At 68.4% G+C, this 18,568-nt stretch carries 19 protein-coding genes; 11 read left to right on the forward strand and 8 right to left on the reverse strand.

The window, feature by feature from the left end:
* Nucleotides 1-15: 15 nt before the first annotated feature.
* Complete coding sequence (locus AC07DI_RS25670; protein WP_478906250.1) at nucleotides 16-969, reverse strand: SDR family NAD(P)-dependent oxidoreductase; 954 nt, start codon at nucleotides 967-969, stop codon at nucleotides 16-18.
* Nucleotides 970-1,252: 283 nt separating this feature from the next.
* Here AC07DI_RS25670 and AC07DI_RS25675 point away from each other — a divergent pair, with 283 nt between their 5' ends.
* Complete coding sequence (locus AC07DI_RS25675; RefSeq protein ID WP_478906251.1) at nucleotides 1,253-1,717, forward strand: carboxymuconolactone decarboxylase family protein; 465 nt, start codon at nucleotides 1,253-1,255, stop codon at nucleotides 1,715-1,717.
* 57 nt (nucleotides 1,718-1,774) lie between these two features.
* Nucleotides 1,775-3,154: a serine hydrolase domain-containing protein gene (locus tag AC07DI_RS25680; RefSeq protein WP_478906252.1), complete on the forward strand. Its 1,380-nt coding sequence runs from the start codon at nucleotides 1,775-1,777 to the stop codon at nucleotides 3,152-3,154.
* Between the two features lie 118 nt (nucleotides 3,155-3,272).
* On the opposite strand, the gene AC07DI_RS25685 is transcribed toward AC07DI_RS25680, so the two are convergent.
* Together AC07DI_RS25685 and AC07DI_RS25690 are read right to left on the reverse strand one after the other, a co-directional pair.
* Nucleotides 3,273-3,725, reverse strand: a complete 453-nt coding sequence (locus tag AC07DI_RS25685; RefSeq protein WP_478906253.1) for an N-acetyltransferase family protein — start codon at nucleotides 3,723-3,725, stop codon at nucleotides 3,273-3,275.
* A gap of 9 nt (nucleotides 3,726-3,734) precedes the next feature.
* Entirely contained in the window at nucleotides 3,735-4,193 is a 459-nt protein-coding gene (locus AC07DI_RS25690) for a MarR family winged helix-turn-helix transcriptional regulator (RefSeq protein WP_384254464.1), read from the reverse strand.
* A gap of 139 nt (nucleotides 4,194-4,332) precedes the next feature.
* Between AC07DI_RS25690 and AC07DI_RS25695 the strand changes: the two genes are divergently transcribed.
* Together AC07DI_RS25695 and AC07DI_RS25700 are read left to right on the forward strand one after the other, a co-directional pair.
* Entirely contained in the window at nucleotides 4,333-5,547 is a 1,215-nt protein-coding gene (locus tag AC07DI_RS25695; RefSeq protein WP_478906254.1) for an MFS transporter, read from the forward strand.
* An 86-nt stretch (nucleotides 5,548-5,633) separates the two neighbouring features.
* Nucleotides 5,634-6,056, forward strand: coding sequence for a GlcG/HbpS family heme-binding protein (locus AC07DI_RS25700; protein WP_478906255.1), 423 nt, complete (start codon nucleotides 5,634-5,636; stop codon nucleotides 6,054-6,056).
* A gap of 99 nt (nucleotides 6,057-6,155) precedes the next feature.
* On the opposite strand, the gene AC07DI_RS25705 is transcribed toward AC07DI_RS25700, so the two are convergent.
* Complete coding sequence (locus AC07DI_RS25705; RefSeq protein WP_384254471.1) at nucleotides 6,156-7,025, reverse strand: GNAT family N-acetyltransferase; 870 nt, start codon at nucleotides 7,023-7,025, stop codon at nucleotides 6,156-6,158.
* Nucleotides 7,026-7,227: 202 nt separating this feature from the next.
* On the opposite strand from AC07DI_RS25705, the gene AC07DI_RS25710 reads away from it, so the two are divergent.
* Both AC07DI_RS25710 and AC07DI_RS25715 read left to right on the forward strand, forming a co-directional pair.
* A complete protein-coding gene (locus tag AC07DI_RS25710; RefSeq protein WP_478906256.1) occupies nucleotides 7,228-7,860 on the forward strand; it encodes an HAD family hydrolase in 633 nt (210 codons plus the stop codon).
* 371 nt (nucleotides 7,861-8,231) lie between these two features.
* A complete protein-coding gene (locus tag AC07DI_RS25715) occupies nucleotides 8,232-9,692 on the forward strand; it encodes a globin domain-containing protein (protein WP_478906257.1) in 1,461 nt (486 codons plus the stop codon).
* Nucleotides 9,693-9,730: 38 nt separating this feature from the next.
* On the opposite strand, the gene AC07DI_RS25720 is transcribed toward AC07DI_RS25715, so the two are convergent.
* From AC07DI_RS25720 to AC07DI_RS25730, 3 genes are all read right to left on the reverse strand, one after another.
* On the reverse strand, nucleotides 9,731-10,213 hold the full coding sequence (locus AC07DI_RS25720) for an NUDIX domain-containing protein (protein ID WP_384254475.1): 483 nt from the start codon (nucleotides 10,211-10,213) through the stop codon (nucleotides 9,731-9,733).
* A 258-nt stretch (nucleotides 10,214-10,471) separates the two neighbouring features.
* Nucleotides 10,472-11,641, reverse strand: a complete 1,170-nt coding sequence (locus tag AC07DI_RS25725) for a cystathionine gamma-lyase (RefSeq protein WP_478906258.1) — start codon at nucleotides 11,639-11,641, stop codon at nucleotides 10,472-10,474.
* 117 nt (nucleotides 11,642-11,758) lie between these two features.
* A complete protein-coding gene (locus AC07DI_RS25730; protein WP_384254481.1) occupies nucleotides 11,759-12,139 on the reverse strand; it encodes a phage holin family protein in 381 nt (126 codons plus the stop codon).
* A gap of 111 nt (nucleotides 12,140-12,250) precedes the next feature.
* On the opposite strand from AC07DI_RS25730, the gene AC07DI_RS25735 reads away from it, so the two are divergent.
* From AC07DI_RS25735 to AC07DI_RS25750, 4 genes are all read left to right on the forward strand, one after another.
* Complete coding sequence (locus AC07DI_RS25735) at nucleotides 12,251-12,568, forward strand: cupin domain-containing protein (RefSeq protein WP_384254483.1); 318 nt, start codon at nucleotides 12,251-12,253, stop codon at nucleotides 12,566-12,568.
* Between the two features lie 183 nt (nucleotides 12,569-12,751).
* Nucleotides 12,752-12,973 carry a DUF5326 family protein gene (locus AC07DI_RS25740; RefSeq protein ID WP_384254486.1) on the forward strand — a complete coding sequence of 74 codons (222 nt, stop codon included), beginning with the start codon at nucleotides 12,752-12,754 and terminating at the stop codon, nucleotides 12,971-12,973.
* A 357-nt stretch (nucleotides 12,974-13,330) separates the two neighbouring features.
* Nucleotides 13,331-14,044, forward strand: a complete 714-nt coding sequence (locus tag AC07DI_RS25745; protein ID WP_478906383.1) for an IclR family transcriptional regulator — start codon at nucleotides 13,331-13,333, stop codon at nucleotides 14,042-14,044.
* A gap of 102 nt (nucleotides 14,045-14,146) precedes the next feature.
* Nucleotides 14,147-14,584 carry an SsgA family sporulation/cell division regulator gene (locus AC07DI_RS25750; RefSeq protein ID WP_384254488.1) on the forward strand — a complete coding sequence of 146 codons (438 nt, stop codon included), beginning with the start codon at nucleotides 14,147-14,149 and terminating at the stop codon, nucleotides 14,582-14,584.
* 176 nt (nucleotides 14,585-14,760) lie between these two features.
* Here the strand turns inward: AC07DI_RS25750 and AC07DI_RS25755 are convergent, their stop codons facing one another.
* Nucleotides 14,761-16,389: a YibE/F family protein gene (locus tag AC07DI_RS25755; protein ID WP_478906259.1), complete on the reverse strand. Its 1,629-nt coding sequence runs from the start codon at nucleotides 16,387-16,389 to the stop codon at nucleotides 14,761-14,763.
* 218 nt (nucleotides 16,390-16,607) lie between these two features.
* On the opposite strand from AC07DI_RS25755, the gene thiC reads away from it, so the two are divergent.
* A complete protein-coding gene (thiC, locus tag AC07DI_RS25760) occupies nucleotides 16,608-18,422 on the forward strand; it encodes a phosphomethylpyrimidine synthase ThiC (RefSeq protein WP_384254493.1) in 1,815 nt (604 codons plus the stop codon).
* The last annotated feature ends 146 nt before the right edge of the window (nucleotides 18,423-18,568 follow it).

Consider the following 18,568-nt stretch of genomic DNA (forward strand, 5'->3'; position numbering starts at 1 on the left):
TCTGCCTGTCGGGGTTCAGAAGGCGCTGACGCCCGTGAGTTCGCAGGAGAGGTCCCAGAGCCGGGAGGCCGCGTCGGGGTCCACGGCCCAGGGCTTGACGCCGCCGATCAGCATGTCGTCGGTGGTTGCCGGTTCGGCGATGTCGCAGTCCTGGCAGTACGCGCCTCCGTGACCGTTCAGCAGAGGTGAGGTCGCTGCCCAGACCGCTGTCGCCGCACCCTGCTCCGGTGTCTTGAAACCCTCGGCAGGAGTGCCGTCCTGGGTCACCCAGCCCTGAGCGAACCACTCCGCGCGCGGAATATGGCGCTGCAGCGGGGTGAGGATGCTGCCGGGGTGCACGGCGAACGCGTTGACGCCGTGGTCGTTGCCCAGGCGGTCGAGGTGCAGGGCGAAGAGGGCGTTGGCGGTCTTGGACTGGGCGTATGCCAGCCACCGGTCGTAGCCGGCGCGGAAGTGGGGGTCGGTCCAGCGGATGTCGGACAGGAAGTGCCCGGATGAGGCGACGGCCACTACACGGACACCGGAAGGTGTGAAGGCCGGGCGCAGGCGGTGGGTCAGCGCGAAGTGACCGAGGTGGTTGACGGCGAAGTGCGCTTCCCAGCCCTGGCCGACGCGCGTCTCCGGGCAGGCCATCACTCCGGCGCCGTTGATGAGGATGCCGAGGGAGCGGCCGGATTCGAGGAAGCGTTCGCAGAAGACGCGGACGCTGTCCAGATCGGCGAGGTCGAGGGCCTGCACCTCTGTATGAGGCAGGCCGCGCAGGGCCTCCTCAGCGGCCTCGGGGCGGCGGGCGGGGACGATGACGTGCGCGCCCGCACGGACCAGCGCGCGGGTGGTCGTGAGCCCGAGACCGGAGTACCCGCCGGTGACCAGGGCCGTGGTGCCTGCCAGATCCCTCCCCGCGAGAACGTCGTCGGCAGTGCTGCGGGCCCCGAATCCGCTTCCGAGTCTCTGCTGTTCGGTGATCATGCACGGACGCTAGGACCTGGAGTGCACGCAAGGTCAAGGGACGGGTTCGGGTGCACCGAGTGCCGAGTGCCGCACTCACGGGGAACGCGGGTTCGGGTGCGCCTCCGGGCCCGGCGACGAGCCGTACGCCTCGCGCGGTGGTACCCGGGCAGCGGCCAGGCCCCCCGGGTCACCACGCCGCCGCTCACACTCCCGCGTCGCGATTCGTCGGTGCAGTGACGGACCACCACGGCGCTTCTGAGTAAGACAGCGGCGCTGGGCAGACGCTTGAGGAGAACACTCAATGCAGGCTCGTATGCGGAACCCCGCCGTGATCATCCCGGAGGCCACGACGGCCTTGCTGATCCTGTCCAAGGTCGTCAGGAAGCAAGGGCTGCCCCAGGCGACGATCGAGCTGGTGCAGCTGCGTGTGAGTCAGATCAACGGATCCAGCGTCTGTGTGGACGGCAGTGCGCGAAGCGCCGGGGCGGCGGGCGTCACCGACCAGCGGTGTTCGGCGGTGGCTGCCTGGCGCAGCGCCCCCTGCTTCACCGATGCGGAGCGTGCTGCCCTCGCTCTCGCGGAGGCGGCCACCCGGCTGGCCGACCGGAGCGATCCGGTGCCGGTGGAGGTCTGGGACGAGGCGGCGAAGCACTTCACCGAGCAGGAACTGGCGGCGCTCGTGCTCGCCGTCGGCTTGACCAACATGCTCAACCGGATCAACATCACCACGCGGCGGATCGCGGGCTCGATGCCGTGGGAGGGCTGAGGGGGCACGGGGACGAATTCGCTCGACTCAGCCACGACCGCCGGGTGAACTGGTCCCATGACAACACCCCATGAAGAGCTTCTCCCGTCCACCCGCCGAGCTCTGCTGCACCGCATCGCCACCGCGCAGACGGAGGGCCGGACCCCGTCGCTGGTCGCCGCGGTGGCCCGGGACGGCGAGCTGGTGTGGAGCGGTGGCCGCAGCATGGTGGACGGGCACGAGCCGGACGAGAACGTCCAGTACCGCATCGGCTCGATCACCAAGACCTTCACCGCTGTACTGGTGATGCGGTTGCGGGACGAGGGCCTGCTGGATCTGGGAGACCCGCTGGAGAAGCATCTGCCGGAGACCGGCGTGGGGGAGGTCACCATCGCCGAACTCCTCTCCCACACCGGCGGCCTGGCCGCCGAGACGCCCGGCGCGTGGTGGGAGCGCACACCGGGATCGACGCGTCCGGAACTCGCCGATGTCCTGGGCCAGGACCCCTTCAAGCACCCCTCGGGACGCCGCTTCCACTACTCGAATCCCGGCTATACGTTGCTCGGTTCGCTGGTGGAGGCGTTGCGAGGAGCTCCGTGGGAGGAGGTGCTGTGCCGCGAGGTGCTTGAGCCGCTGGGCCTGAGCCGTACGAGTGCGCAGCCTCAGGCACCGCACGCGGGTGGTTTCGCCGTCCATCCCTGGGCGGACGTGATGATGCCCGAGCCCGTCGAGGACCTGGGCCTGATGGCCCCGGCAGGGCAACTGTGGTCCACCGCGGCCGACCTGGCACGCTTTGGAGCCTTCCTGGTCTCGGGGGACGACCGGGTTCTCTGCGCGGAGTCCGTACGGGAGATGCGGACGCCGTCGGCTCCGTCGCAGGCGGGGGAATGGGACAGGGCGTACGGCCTGGGAGTGGATCTGCTGCGGTGGGAGAGGGGCAGCCTGGCCGGACACAGCGGGTCTCTGCCGGGTTTCCTGGCTGCTCTGTGGGTGAGCGAGGCGGATGGTCTGGTCACGGTCACCCTCACCAACTGCACCTCGGGTCCGCAGGTGGCGGCGGTGGCCGTGGAGCTGTTGAAGATCGTGGCCGACGCCGAGCCCCGTATTCCTGAGCCGTGGCGGCCGCTCACCGAAGTCGACCGAAACGCGCTGGAGTTGGCGGGGCCCTGGTACTGGGGGACTCAGGTGCTCGCGCTCCGGCTGACGGCCGACGGCGGTGTCGAGATGGGCCCGCTCGCCGGTGCGGGGCGCCAGGCCCGGTTCCGGTCCAACGGGGACGGGACCTGGACAGGCCTGAACGGCTACTACGCGGGGGAGCTGCTGCAGGCGGTACGGCGGCAGGACGGCTCGGTGAGCCACCTCGACCTGGGGTCGTTCGTCTTCACGCGGAAGCCGTACGACGAGGGGGTGCCGGTTCCTGGCGGGGTGCACCCGCAGGGGTGGCGCGGCTTCCCGTAGACAGCCCTCACACTTCGGGGGCCTGAGGGGCGGCACAGTGCGACAAGGCGGCTTGTTTCACGTGAAACAAGCCGCCTCGTCGTGTTTCACGTGAAACACCTTGCGGGCGAGCGCTGTCTCAGAGCTGCAATTTGAAGCCCACATGGGAGGCCGAGAAGCCGAGCCGCTCGTAGAAGCGGTGGGCGTCGGTGCGGGTGGCGTCCGACGTCAGCTGTACCAACTGGCAGTTCTGGCGGCGGGATTCCTCGACGGCCCATTCGATGAAGCGCGTACCGAGTCCGCTCCCGCGCTCATCTGCGTGAACGCGCACGCCTTCGATGATCGACCGGGTGGAACCCTTCCGGGAAAGCCCCGGAACGATCGTGAGTTGGAGTGTGCCGACGACACGCCCCTCGCGCTCGGCGACGACCAGGTGCTGGTTCGGGTCGGCGGCCAGACGCTCGAACGCCGTGACGTACGGAGCGAGGTCGTCCGGAGACTCGCGTGCGGCGCCCAAGGGGTCGTCGGCGAGCATCTCCACGATGGCGGCCAGGTCTGCGGCTATGGCAGGGCGGATTTCAAGATCTCCCATGGCCGCAGCCTACGCGGGCACACGCAGCGTTTCGACGGCCTTGACCAGCGGGGCCAGCTCCGGGCTCTGTGCGGCCTCGTCGAGGGCCTCGCGCAGGGCGGCGTCATTGGTCGGACGCGCCTCGGCGAGCAGTGCGGCACCGGCCTCGCTGACGTCCGTGTAGATGCCGCGGCGGTCGGTGGGGCACAGGTAGCGGGACAGGAGGCCACGCTCCTCGAGCCGGGTCACCAGGCGGGTGGTCGCGCTCTGGCTCAGGACCACGGCGTCGGCGACCTGCTTCATCTGCAGATGGCCGCCCTCACCGTCGTGCTGGCGGTTGAGGACGTCGAGGAGGCTGTACTCCCGCACGCTCAGGCCGTGCTTGGCCTGGAGGGCGCGCTCGACGCGCGCCTCGATCTTGCCGTGGAGCAAGGAGAGGGCGCACCAGCTTTGGGCGAGCCCGGTGAGTGCGGGGTCTGTCGCTGTCATGGCTCTTGTTCCTCCGTCCCGGAGCGGTTGTACCCAGAGTAGTCCACCGATGCAATATCCATCGCTTGCAAATATACAGCGCCTGCAACTATTGTGAACGCATGTAAGGCGCACCTGCAATCGTTTGGAAGGTAGATCCATGCCACTCGCGCTTCTGGCCCTCGCGATCGGGGCCTTCGGGATCGGGACCACGGAGTTCGTGATCATGGGGCTACTTCCCGAGGTCGCGGGTGACTTCGGCGTCTCCATCCCGACGGCCGGTTTCCTCGTGACCGGCTACGCCCTCGGCGTCGTACTCGGCGCCCCCCTGATGACCGCCCTCGGCACCCGAATCCCGCGCAAGCGGATGCTGATGCTCCTGATGGGCCTCTTCGTCCTCGGCAACCTGCTCTCCGCCGTGGCCCCCGTCTTCGGTGTGATGCTGGCCGGCCGTGTCGTCGCCTCACTCGCCCACGGCGCCTTCTTCGGCATCGGCTCGGTCGTCGCGGCCGAGTTGGTCGCCCCCGAGAAGAAGGCCGGAGCGATCGCCATGATGTTCTCGGGCCTCACCGTGGCCAACGTGGTCGGTGTACCGCTCGGCACGCTCGTCGGCCAGGCCATCGGATGGCGGATCACCTTCGTGATCGTGGCAGCCCTGGGCGTCTTCGGCCTCGTCGGGATCGCCAAGCTCGTGCCGGACCTGCCCAAGTCCGAAGGCGTGCGGCTGCGCGATGAGCTGGGTGCCTTCCGCAATGTGCAGGTGCTGCTCGCCATGGCGATGACGGTCCTCGGCTTCGGCGGCGTCTTCGCGGCCATCACCTACATCACGCCGATGATGACGGATGTCGCAGGCTATGCGGACTCCTCCGTCACCTGGCTGCTCGTCCTCTTCGGGCTCGGCATGGTCGGCGGCAACCTCGTCGCCGGGCGGCTCGCTGACCGCGTGCTGATGCCGATGCTGTACGTGACCCTGGGCTCCCTGGCCTTGGTGCTCGGCCTGTTCACCTTCACCGCGCACAACAAGATCGCGGCCGCCGTGACCGTCCTGCTGATCGGGGCCCTCGGCTTCGCGACCGTGCCGCCTCTGCAGAAGCGCGTCCTCGACCACGCCTCGGGCGCTCCGACGCTCGCTTCCGCGGTCAACATCGGCGCATTCAACCTGGGCAACGCGCTGTCGGCATGGCTCGGCGGGCTCGTCATCTCCGCAGGACTCGGCTACACCGCTCCGAACTGGGTCGGCGCGGTACTCGCCGCCTCCGCCCTTGTGCTGGCCTTCGTCTCGGCCGCCCTGGAGCGTCGCTCCGCAAGCGCCGGTCTCGTCGTGGCCGGTGCGACACCCGCGCCCGTCGAGCAGCGGACGCCGGTCCACCACTGACTCCCTCCCCCTGCCTGCTCGGCCCTCCCCACTGTTCCGACCCCACACCCTCCGTCCCCCAAGCATCACTTCGCAGGAGAACCTTCATGAGCACCACCACCGCCGTTGTCCCGCTGACCACCGATGACGCCGAGGTACTCGTCAACGCGGGCCGCCGCGCGGCCCAGGCAGCCGGTGCCACGGTCAGCGTCACCGTCCTCGACGCGGGCGGCCACCTCATCGCCTTCCGGCGTGATGACCGGGCCGTCCTGATCTCCGGCGAGACCAGCACCCGCAAGGCGTACACGGCACTGCAGCTGAACGCACCGACCGCCGACCTCGTGGACGCGGTCCAGCCCGGCGGCCTCTTCCACACCCTTCCCACCGCACTCGACCGCCCCCTGCTCTTCATCGCGGGCGGGGTACCGGTTCACCGTGACGGCCGCCTGATCGGCGCCGTCGGAGTCGGCGGCGGTGTGCCCGAGCAGGACCACGGCTTCGCGACAAGGGCCGTGGAGGCCCTCGCGTAAGGCACGTACGACCTCCTACAAGGGGTAACAGACGTACGAGAGAAGGCCTGCTCCCAGACGTTGCTGGGGGGCAGGCCTTTCCGTGTCGCGGCGGTCGGCTCAGCAGGCCGCCACCGTCAGCGGTGCGAAACGGCGGGTCCAGTCGCCGGGCAGCTCAGGTGTCCCGTACGCCATCACGGCGTTGTGAGCGACGGATTCGAGGCCGCTCTCCTTCAGCCACGACAGCAGCTCTTCGTGCCGTACGTCGATGTCGGTACGCAGCGGACGGTCGGTGCCGACGGCGAGTGAGGCGATGAGAGCCTTCGCTGTCTCGGTGTCCCGCGCGACGAGCGGACCCACGACATGCGTCTCCATGTTGGGCCAGGCGCCCGCGTAGCCGACGAGCTCGCCGTCGGCCTCCGCTACCCGAAGCTGGTCGGTGAAGGCGGGTAGCCGGGTGATCACATGCATGCGATCAAGCCCCAGGACCTCGGTGTCGAGCCGGAGGATGGCGGTCAGGTCCTCCGCGGTGGCCGGTCGGGTGGCGAGCGCGGGCAGTGGTCCCACAGGGGCGAAGTGCCCCCTGATCATCTCGGCCCGGCCGATCACCTTGAAGCCGAGCTGTTGGTAGAGAGGACGGCCGTACGGTGTCGCGTGGAGAGTCAGAGGGGTAGGACCCGCTGCCCCGACGGCGTACTCCATCAGCCGACGGCCGATGCCCCGACGGGCGTACCGCTCGGCGACGAGGACCATGCCGATCGCGGCCAGACCGGGGTGCTCCCGAGGGCCGTACTGGGTCACTACGTAGGCGCCGATCAGGCCGTTTCCTTCGGGGGCATCGATGCCGTAGCCCGTTCCGGCCGAAAGCAGCAGACCCCACTTGTGTTCTTCACGTGGCCAGCCCCGGTCTTCGGACAAGTCGGCGCAGGCCAGCAGGTCGCGGGGCGTCAGTCGGCGGATGGGCAGTGCGGAGAGGGAAGGTGTCGACACGCGGGCCAGGCTGTCTGACGTACATCCTCGGCGTCCACCGGTTTGTGGGCAGAACCACGTTGGTTCTGGCCACGTTGTCTCAGGCTGCTACGCCGACAGGCGACCTACGGGAAGGTCATGTTTCACGTGAAACGTGGGGCCAAGCAGTGCGGGACGGGGTGTCTGGCAGCCCGGGTGGCAAGGGGCACTAGCCTCGGCGGACATGGCACGCCTACATCTCTTCGATCTGGACGGGACGCTGCTGCACGGCACGGCGGCGCCCGTGGAGATATCGCGACAGCTCGGTCTGGATGCGGAGATCGCCGAGCTCGAACGGGGCTTCGTGGCAGGACGCATCGATTCACCGGAGTACGCGGAGCGGGTGCACGCCCTGTGGGCCGAGCTAACGGATGCCCAGGTGAAGGCTGCTTTCGACGGAGCGCCATGGCTCTCCGGCATCCAGGAGACCTGGGCCGACATCAGGGAGCGCGGTGACTACAGCGCGGTGGTCTCCCTCTCGCCGTCATTCTTCGTGGAGCGGCTCATCGGATGGGGCGCGCATGCCGCACATGGTTCGCGTTTCCCGGCCGTACCGTTCAGCGAACCCGTCGATCCGACGGGCATTCTCAATGCGGCGGCCAAGGTGAAGATCGCGAACCGGCTCTGTGAAGAGTTCGGGGTGGACCGCAGCGATTGCGTCGCGTACGGCGACTCGCTTTCCGACCTGGAGTTGTTCGGCGTAGTGCCGGTCTCCGTGGCGGTCAATGCGGACCAACGGCTGGTGAGCCTGGCGACCCACTCCTATGTCGGGCGGGATCTGCGTAAGGCGTACGAATTGGTCCGGCACGGCGGGTAATTGAGGCAATTGACAGCCAGATCGACAGAATTCCGTGCGAAGGGAAGAGGTACTTGTGCGTCGGGAGGCTGCCGGTATGGTCGATCACGGTTCGTGCCGGGTGCGTCTCTCGCACCCTGGGGGGGGGTACGCGCGCAGGTAATGAAGCCTAACGGGGTGGAGAGATCCAGAACTCGCACTTCCGGTTATCCGGACGGCGCGACGACGGGCAATGGGATGCTGCGGTGAGACGGCTGCGGCCAATGTCACATTCTCGCCCTACTTGTCCGTAGGGCCCGGGGGGCCGGGGTTCAATGTGGCCGTAACGGCCGTCCAGGCAGAGCGGGGAACACAGGCAGCTTCCGGCAGGAAGTGCGCAGACCGACCGAGAGATGTTCGAGGCGAGGCACAGCATGGACGCTCCGACCACCACGTCGGCGGATGACGGCACGACCGGCGACGGGGGCGGCTGGTTCACCCCGCGCAGGCCTTCGGCGCGGCCGGAGGACGCCGACAGCCGGCAGTCCGACGCTCCCCCGTCGTCGACCGCCACGGAGTCGACGGACGAGCGAATATCCGCAGCTCCGGGTGCCCAGGCTCCGAGTGTCCAGGCTCCGGGTGCCCAGGCCCAGCCGCCACAGGTCTTGCCGCAGGATCAACACCAGCCCTCTCGGACTCCGGCGCCGCAACCCCAGCCGGCCTCGCCGCCGATACCGTCCCCGGAGGCGAAGCCCTCGCGGAAGGCGTCCCCCGACGCGGTTCTGGTCCAACGCACGATGGCCGAAATCGCCCCTGTCGCCGACAAGGTCACCTCGTACTTCTACGCGCTGCTCTTCACCCGCCACCCCGACCTGCGCGCCCTCTTCCCCGGGGCGATGGACACCCAGCGGGACCGGATTCTCAAGGCGCTGCTGACCTCGGCCGAGCACATCGACCACCCCGACGTGCTCGTCTCGTATCTGAAGAACCTCGGACGGGGTCACCGCAAGTACGGCACGCAGCCCGAGCACTACCCGGCCGTCGGCGAGTGCCTGATCGGTTCGCTGAGCCGGTACGCGAGCGCGGTCTGGGACGAGGAGACCGAAGCCGCCTGGGTCCGGACGTACACGACGATCTCGCAGGTCATGATCGATGCGGCCGCCGAGGACGAACTGCGCGCCCCGGCGTGGTGGTTCGCCGAAGTGGTCTCGCACGACCTCCGGACCCCCGACATAGCGGTCGTCACGGTCCGCCCCGACCAGCCGTACCCCTTCCTCGCCGGGCAGTACACCAGCCTGGAGACCCCCTGGTGGCCACGGATCTGGCGCCACTACTCCTTCGCATCGGCGCCACGTTCCGACGGGCTGCTGTCCTTCCACGTGAAAGCCGTCCCGGCGGGGTGGGTGTCGAACGCCTTGGTGCATCACGCCCGTCCCGGCGACGTCCTGCGGCTCGGCCCGCCCGCCGGTTCGATGACCGTCGACCACACCACCGACAGCGGATTGCTGTGCCTGGGTGGAGGCACGGGCATCGCGCCCATCAAGGCATTGGTCGAGGACGTCGCCGAGCACGGCAGGCGCCGCCCGGTCGAGGTGTTCTACGGGGCGCGCACCGATCACGACCTGTACGACATCGACACGATGCTGCGACTGCAACAGACCCATCCGTGGCTCGCCGTACGACCGTTCGTCGACCAGCGGGCCCAACTGCCGGATGCCGTGCGGGAGTACGGACCGTGGAACGAGTACGACGCCTATCTCTCCGGCCCGCCCGGAATGATCCGCAACGGCGTGGACACCCTGCGGGACATCGGAATCCCCGAGGGCAGAATCCGCCATGACTCGGTCGAGGAACTGATGGCGACGGCGGACTGAGCCGGTCCTGTGGCGGAACGACCCGGGCCGGCGGCGGACTAACCGAGGTCGGGGGCGTGCATCGCACGTACGCCCTCGATGTTGCCGTCCAGATAGTGCCGGAGTGACAGCGGTACGAGGTGTACCGAGGCGATGCCGACCCGAGTGAAGGGCACGTGCACGATCTCGTACTCGCCGCACGGGTCCTCGACCTCGGGTCCGTGCCGCTGGCCGGTGTCCATGGACTCAAGTCGGCAGACGAAGAAGTGCTGCACCTTCACTCCGGTCGCGCCGCCGTCCTCACCAATGTGCTCCACGGTGTCGACGAAGCAGGGCACGACGTCGACGATCTTGGCACCGAGCTCCTCGTGGACCTCGCGGTGGAGCGCGTCGACGACGGAAGCGTCCTCCGCCTCCACTCCGCCGCCCGGGGTGACCCAGTACGGATCGACGCCGGGCTTGGTGCGCTTGATCAGGATCAGGTCGTCTCCGTCCAGTAGGACGGCACGTGCGGTGCGCTTGACCACGGGTCGGACGGTCATGGGGAAAATGTGGCCCGGACTGTTCCACGTGAAACATCGCGGGTCGGCCCCGCCCCCATCAAGCCCAGTCCGCGGCGGCGTGCAGCAGTCACTAAGGCCGGGCGGGCAGCGCGCGCTCGACGGTGAATTCAGGTGGTCCGAGCCACGTGGGGGAGGCTTGGACCGTTCGTTGTGCGTAGCCGGAGTGCCACTGGCGGTCCGCCTGGAGACCATGCCGTGGATCCGCTGAGGGGCTACCGGTGGCACCCGCCGGGGTGGTCAGCCCGCGGGGGCGGCCGACTCGTCTAGGGCGCGCAACACGTCCGCCACGAGGTCAGCAGGGTCCTCGGCGCCCGCGGAGAAGCGGATGAAGCCCTCCGCGACGGCGTCACCACCCCAACGGCGACGGCGTTCGGCCGTGGACCGTACGCCCCCGAAGCTCGTGGCATCGTCGACCAGGTGCAGTGCTTTGAGGAAGCGCTCGGCACGCGCGCGCGTGGGCAGCGTGAAAGAGACCACGCACCCGAAGCGCCGCATCTGCCGCGAGGCGATCTCGTGGGAGGGGTCACCGGGCAGCCCGGGGTAGCGCAGCCCCGACACATCGGCGCGGTCGCGCAGGGCCTCCGCGACGGCCAGAGCATTCCCGTTCTGCCGGTCGGCGCGGAGTTGGAGCGTGGCGAGCGACCTGTGCGCGAGCCAGGCCTCCATCGGCCCTGGGATAGCCCCGACGATCTTGCGCCACTGCCGCACGGAGGCGGTCATCTGCGCGTCACGGCAGGCGACGTATCCCAGCAGGATGTCTCCGTGGCCGGTGAGCATCTTGGTACCGCTGGCAACCGCGAAATCGGCGCCGAGTTCGAGGGGCCGCTGGCCGAGCGGCGTCGCCAGGGTGTTGTCGACGGCCACCAGGGCGCCACGCGCGTGTGCCGCATCGGCGAGCCGCCGCACGTCGCACACGTCGAGGCCGGGGTTGGAAGGCGTCTCGATCCACAGCAGCTTGGCGCCGTCCAGGACGTCGAGCTGGGCATCACCGCCAGTCGGGGCGGTGCGCACCTCGATGCCGTACGCCGAGAGCTGCTCGCGGACCAACGGCAGGACCTGATATCCGTCGTCCGGCAGAACCACCACGTCGCCGGCGCGCAGCTGCGAGAACAGGACCGCGGAGATCGCGGCCATACCGGAGGCGAAGACGAGCGTCTCGACGTCCGTACCGGAGCCCGGCGCCTCCAAATCCCCGATGGCGCGCTCCAGGTGCGTCCAGGTGGGGTTGTCGTCGCGTCCGTAGGCATATCCGCCCGTCGGGTCGCCAGGCAGATGGAAGTGGGCTGCGAACACCGGGCCGGGCAGCGTCGGTTCGTACTTCACGGGCTCGGGCAACCCGGCCCGCACGGCACGCGTGCCGTCGCCTATGCGCGCCGCGCCGTCGTCCACGCGTCCCGGTTCCGTCATGCCGCCCGCCTCTCCACTGCTTCACGTACAACGCCGAGCGGGCTTCCGCTCGCCGCCCCCACCATTCTCAGACACTCTTCGGCCCCCTCACCCCTCGGCCGCCGGAGGGTTCGGCAGTCAGTCCTTGTCGTCGGGGAGCACGACATTCATGGCCCAGGACACGATCGAGATGATCAGGCCGCCCAGGACGGCGGTCCAGAAGCCCTCGACGTGGAAACTGACGTCGAGCTTGTCGGCCAGCCACGAGGTCAGCAGCAGCATCAGGGCGTTGACCACGAAGGTGATCAGACCGAGCGTCAGGATGAACAGGGGGAAGGTGAGGACCTTCACCACCGGCTTGACCAGGAAGTTCACCAGACCGAAGAGTAGGGCGACGACGATGAGCGTGCCCACCTTCTTCCCGGTGCCGTCACCGGTCAGGGTGATCTTGTCGAGCAGCCACACGGCGACAGCCAGGGCCGCGGCGTTGGCGATCGTCTTGACTACAAAATTCTTCATGTGTCTGATCGTGGCAGACACGAGCCGGGAACGGTCGGCTCACGGGAGCCCGCGAGCAGTGGCAGGCCGAGCGGCGGCACAACGGGCATCAGCGAGGGGTGTACGAGAGCGATGAAGGCTTTCCGACTGGACGAGCTGGAGGCGGAGCGCGCCGCGAACGACGGCGCCTACCTGCAATTCCTGCACGAGCGGAACATGTCGGTCGGGCTGTACGCGCTGAAGGCCGGGGAGTCCGACCCGCAGCAGCCGCACCGCCAGGACGAGGTGTACATGGTCGTCAGCGGCCGCGCCTCGATCACGGTCGGCACGGAGACCACGCAGGTGGCGCGGGGCAGCGTCGTCTATGTGCCGGCGGGAGTGGCCCACAAGTTCCACCACATCAGCGAGGACCTGCGCGTACTCGTCGTCTTCTCTCCGCCCGAGTCCTGATCAGGGCTGGGGCCTCGGGGTTCTCTCAGGGTCGGATCAGGGGAGGACAAGGGCTCCGAGGCCCCCGCGGAGCTCTTTGGCACCTTAGTCTCGAATGTGAGAAGCCAGGGACCTGCAGGAATTCAGGAACCGCACCGAGGCGAAGAGCGCGGGAGTGCGGACAGAGCAGAGAGAGGTAAGGACGTGGCAGCGAAGGAGATCTTTGCGGGAATGCCGTGGTGGGTGAAGTGGGTGGCTGTGCCCGTCATCGCACTCGTCGTGTTCGGCGGCGTGATAGCGACCGTTGTCGGATTCGTGGTCGGTCTGCTCTTCAAGGCGCTGATATTCGTAGCCTTGGTCGGTGGACTCATCTACGTCGTACGGAAGTTCATATCCGGCTCGTCCTCGTCCCGCACCGACTGGTGACCGCCCGCCGTCAGATCCTGACCACTGACTGGTGATTTTGCGAATCGGTTCCCTCGCCCGGGGGAAGTTTCGCGGTGAGGCACCGTAGAGCGAAGGCCAAGGATTAGAGTCCGGAAACCGACGCGGGGGGCGATCTCCGTGTACGGGCGCACGCGTACTGCCCCTCCCTCGCTACTCCGGGCCCGGGCGGGCCCCCACGCGCTTCGGGAGTGAACCTTGGCCGCGGCCGACACCACAACCTCACCGATCGACACAACCTCACCGATCGACACAACCTCACCGATCGACACCTCTTCGCCGACCGACACCAGTTCCGCGACCGTCGGGCCGACCCTCATCGGCTCGGTACAACGGGCGATGCGGCTACTGGAAGCCGCCGCCTCGCACCAAGGAGGCGCGCCTGCAAAGCAGTTGGCCCGTGAGGCGGGGCTTGCCCTCCCCACCGCGTACCACCTGCTGCGCACCCTGACCCATGAGGGCTATCTGCGCAGGGAGAAGGGTGTGTTCGTGCTCGGCGAGGCGGCCGAGCGGCTGAGCAGCAGCGGGGCGGAGCAGAAGCGGCGCGGAGCGATCGAAGAGTCCATGGCGCATTGGCGGGACACCATCGGCGTCCCCGTGTACTTCGCCGTCTACCGCGAGGGCGAGATCGACATCGTGGCCGTCGCGGACACCCCGGGCAACCCCGCCGTGGAGGAATGGGCTGACTTCAGGGAGACAGGACATGCGCACGCGATCGGGCAGTGCCTGCTCGGCCAGCTGGACAACGAGGCACGACTGGACCACCTCGACCGCTACCCGGTCCAGCCGACCACGCGCTATTCGGTCCGGGACGACCGCACATTCATCCGCCGACTCGATGCCATGGAGCGGATGCGGCCCGTCGTGGAGCGTCAGGAGTACGCGCTGGGGACGGTCTGCGCGGCAATCCCGATTACAGCGGGTGACACGGCCGCGACCATGGCCATCTCCGTTCCGGCCTATCAAGCCGACCGACTGCTGCCCGCAGCCCACCGGTTGCAACGGGAGATCGGAAAGCTACTAGGAACACTCGCCTTCTCTATCAGCATCTGAAAACTCACTCCTTGTGATCTGACACGCACGTTGAGCAAGATGCGAGGGTGTCAGGGAGTTGGTTCCTGGCTCCTCGACGGCTAAGTGACGGGGTAGGGCGCGATGGACGAGACGGTGCAGGCAGAGGTCATGATGAGCTTTCTCGTTTCCGAGGAACTGTCATTTCGCATCCCGGTGGAGCTGCGCTACGAGATCGACGATCCCTATGCCGTGCGGCTGACGTTCCATCTGCCGGGGGACACTCCGGTGACCTGGGCCTTCGGGCGGGAGTTGTTGATCGACGGGGTGGGCAGGCCGTGCGGCGACGGTGATGTGCGGATCGAGCCCACCGATACCGGTCTGCTGGACGAGGCCCTGATCAGGCTTCAGGTCGGTGCGGACCAAGCGCTGTTCCGGGTGGGCATCCCGCCGCTGCTCGCCTTCCTCGACCGCACGGACAAGTTGGTGCCGCTCGGACAGGAGCGGGTGCTCGCCGACTTCGACGCACACCTCGACGAGGCGCTGGACCGGATCCTCGCGGAGGAGCAGAACGCGGGTTGACTCGTTGCCGCCAACAACTCCATACAGTCAGTGGCATTTTGGTGCATTTGCTGGCGGGGCCCTCGGGGCGCGTACAGCGGCTTGAGTGCCCGGGTGCACCGATCGTCTCCGGACGCCCCGTGCATCCGGCCCCCGAGCGCCTCAACCTCCAACCCCAACCCCAAGCCCCGGATCAACTAGCGCTTGCGCCGTCGCCCCTTCCCACCGCGCGACGGCCGAGCGGAACCGGCAGCACCAGCACCCGCCCCTGCAACAGGGCCCGCATTCACACGCGTACCCGCACTCACACCCGCACCCACACCCCCACTCGCACCGGCTCCGGCATTCCCCCCGGCGCCCGCACTGCCCCCCGCCCCCGTCGTGCGGTCCGCCGAGACGACCAGGGCGGCGAGTGCGGTCGTGACCGGCACTGAGGCGACCAGGCCGATCGAGCCGATCAGGGTGCGGACGATCTCCTCGGCGACCAACTCGCTGTTGGCCACCGTGCCCACGCTGGACTGAGCGATCGAGAAGAGAAGGAGGAGGGGCAGGGCGGCACCCGCGTAGGCGAGGACGAGGGTGTTGACGACGGAGGCGATGTGGTCGCGGCCGATGCGGATGCCCGCACGGTACAGACCGCGCCAGCCCATGGTCGGGTTGGCCTGGTGCAGTTCCCAGACCGCGGAGGTCTGGGTGACCGTCACATCGTCGAGGACGCCGAGCGAGCCGATGATGACGCCCGCGAGCAGCAGCCCGCTCATGTCGATGGACGGGTAAAGGCCGTGGATGAGGCCGGTGTTGTCATCCGTGTTGCCGGTCAGGGAGGCCCAGCCGATGAAGAGTGAGCCGAGCAAGCCGATCAGAAGGAGGGAGATGAGCGTACCGAGCACCGCGACCGACGTACGGGCTGTGAGGCCGTGGCAGAGGTAGAGCGCGATGAGCATGATGGCGCTCGCCCCGATCACTGCCACGACCAGTGGGTTCGAGCCCTGCAGGATGGCGGGCAGGATGAAGAAGGTGAGCACCAGGAAGCTGATGGCGAGGGCGACCAGGGCCATCATGCCGCGCAGCCGTCCCACCACGACGACGGCGAGTGCGAAGATGCCGGCGAGCAGAGCCATCGGAATCTTGCGGTTGACGTCGGTGACGGAGTACTGGAGTCCTTCGGGGGCCTTGGGCTCGTAGGCGACCACCACCTGTTGGCCCTGCTTCAGTTGCCGGGGCGAGTCCGGCTGGATGATCTCGGTGAAGGTGCGGCCCTTGTCCTTGCCGCTGCCGACCTCGATCGTCGCCTTTTTGCAGATGCCCGCCGCCCGGGACTGCGCGGACTGTCCCTCGGCGGTGGAGGTGTCGCCGTTCGGCTGGGGCTGTGACGGGCTGAGGTCTTTGCAGGGCAGTTCCTGCACCTTGGTGACCTTCGCCGACTGTGTCTGCCGGTCGAAGCCGACGCCGGTGCGTTCGTGTCCCGGTGTGCCTCCGGGCCACAGCACGGCCAGGCCCACGACGACTGCGGCGGCGAAGGGGATGAGTACCGCGGCGATGACCTTGCGGAGGTGCTTGGAGACGGGAGCGGCCGGACCGTGACTGTGCGAGTGCCCGTGTTCACCATGCCCGGACCCGTGCCCGTGTGACCCGCCCTGCCCGTGTGACCCGGACCCGTGCCCGTGTGGCCCGGACCCCTCTCCTCCGTGTCCCTGTCCTCCGTCTCCCTGCCCCCCGTGCACACGCCCGTCACCTGGAAAGCTTCCGTTCGGGGGCGGGGCCGGGGCCGGTGGCCCGGACGGGGGGCGGGAGGGCGGGGGGAGCGGCGGTTCTGTGGTGGTCACTGCCCGATCATCGCAAGAACGAAGGGGGCCCTCTGTTCAGCGCGGCCGATATGACGCTAGCGTGGTGCCACCTTTGCAATCGCGGGAGCTCGGAGCACCGGGCTGAGAGGGCGCTGACCTCCGTACGAACGGGCACGATCGTGCACGAGCCGTACGGGATCCGCTGCGTCGACCGCCGAACCTGTTACCGGGTAATGCCGGCGTAGGGAGTAGGTCTCATGACCACATCGGACACACGCACGCCTGCCTCCGGCAGCGACGAGAACACCGTCGCGGCCGACGAGGCCGGGAAGTCCATCGGCTGGCACAAGGCGTATGTCGAGGGCTCGCGCCCCGACCTGCGCGTGCCGGTCCGCCAGGTGCACCTCACCAATGGCAAGTCCGTCACCCTGTACGACACCTCGGGCCCGTACACCGACCCGTCGGCCGAGACCGACGTCCGCCGCGGGCTGCCGCCGCTGCGGGAGAACTGGATCATCGCCCGCGGCGACACCGAGGAGTACGTCGGCCGTCCGCTTCGCCCCGAGGACGACGGCCTCAAGCACACCTCGCCCCGCGGAGGGCTCAAGAACCTCGACGCGGTCTTCCCCGGCCGCCCCCGCCAGCCGCGTCGGGCCCGCGACGGTCAGGCGGTGACGCAGCTCGCGTACGCCCGGCGCGGTGAGATCACGCCCGAGATGGAGTTCATCGGGATCCGCGAGAACCTCGACCCCGAGGTCGTGCGCGCCGAGGTCGCCGCGGGCCGCGCGGTGATCCCGGCCAACGTCAACCACCCGGAGATCGAGCCGATGATCATCGGCAAGAAGTTCCTGGTGAAGGTGAACGCCAACATCGGCAACTCCGCGGTGACCTCCTCCATCGAGGAGGAGGTGGACAAGATGACGTGGGCGACCAAATGGGGCGCCGACACGGTCATGGATCTGTCCACCGGCCGCAACATCCACACCACCCGTGAGTGGGTCCTGCGCAACTCCCCCGTGCCGATCGGCACCGTGCCGCTCTACCAGGCCCTGGAGAAGGTCGACGGCAAGGCCGAGGAGCTGACCTGGGAGATCTACAAGGACACGGTCATCGAACAGGCCGAGCAGGGCGTGGACTACATGACGGTGCACGCGGGCGTGCGCCTGCCGTACGTCCCGCTCACCGCGCGCCGCAAGACCGGCATCGTCTCGCGCGGCGGTTCGATCATGGCCGCCTGGTGCCTCGCGCACCACAAGGAGAGCTTCCTCTACGAGCACTTCGAGGAGCTCTGCGAGATCCTCGCGGCATACGACGTGACGTACTCGCTCGGCGACGGCCTGCGCCCCGGCTCGATCGCGGACGCCAACGACGAGGCGCAGTTCGCCGAGTTGCGGACGCTCGGGGAACTCAACACGATCGCCAAGCGTCACAACGTACAGACGATGATCGAGGGCCCCGGTCACGTCCCGATGCACAAGATCAAGGAGAACATCGACCTCCAGCAGGAGATCTGCGAGGAGGCGCCGTTCTACACGCTCGGCCCGCTGACCACGGACATCGCACCCGCCTACGACCACATCACCTCCGGCATCGGTGCCGCGATGATCGGCTGGTGGGGCACGGCGATGCTCTGTTACGTCACGCCGAAGGAGCACCTCGGCCTGCCGAACAGGGACGACGTCAAGACGGGCGTGATCACCTACAAGATCGCGGCCCATGCCGCCGACCTGGCCAAGGGGCACCCGGGCGCGCAGGACTGGGACGACGCGCTCTCGGACGCGCGGTTCGAGTTCCGTTGGGAGGACCAGTTCAATCTGGCCCTCGATCCGGTCACGGCGCGGGAGTTCCACGACGAGACGCTGCCGGCCGAACCCGCGAAGACGGCGCACTTCTGCTCGATGTGCGGGCCGAAGTTCTGCAGCATGAAGATCTCTCAGGACATTCGGCGCCGGCACGGCGGTGACCTGGCCGACAGTGACCTGGCCGCCGATGACATCGAGGCGGGCATGGAGCAGAAGTCCAGGGAGTTCGCCGCGGCGGGCAACCGGGTCTATCTGCCGATCGCCGACTGAGCCGTCCCCACGGCCGACGGCACGCGGAAGCAGGGCAGCACACCGGCATCCAGCCGGTCACTGCCCTGCCCCGCGCCTCGTCCAGCCGGGTGTTCGGCCAGGTCATACGGTCTGACCTGGCCGGCCCTTCGTCCGGCCCCTGCGTA

It is taken from the genome of Streptomyces sp. NPDC044106, from assembly GCF_056433985.1.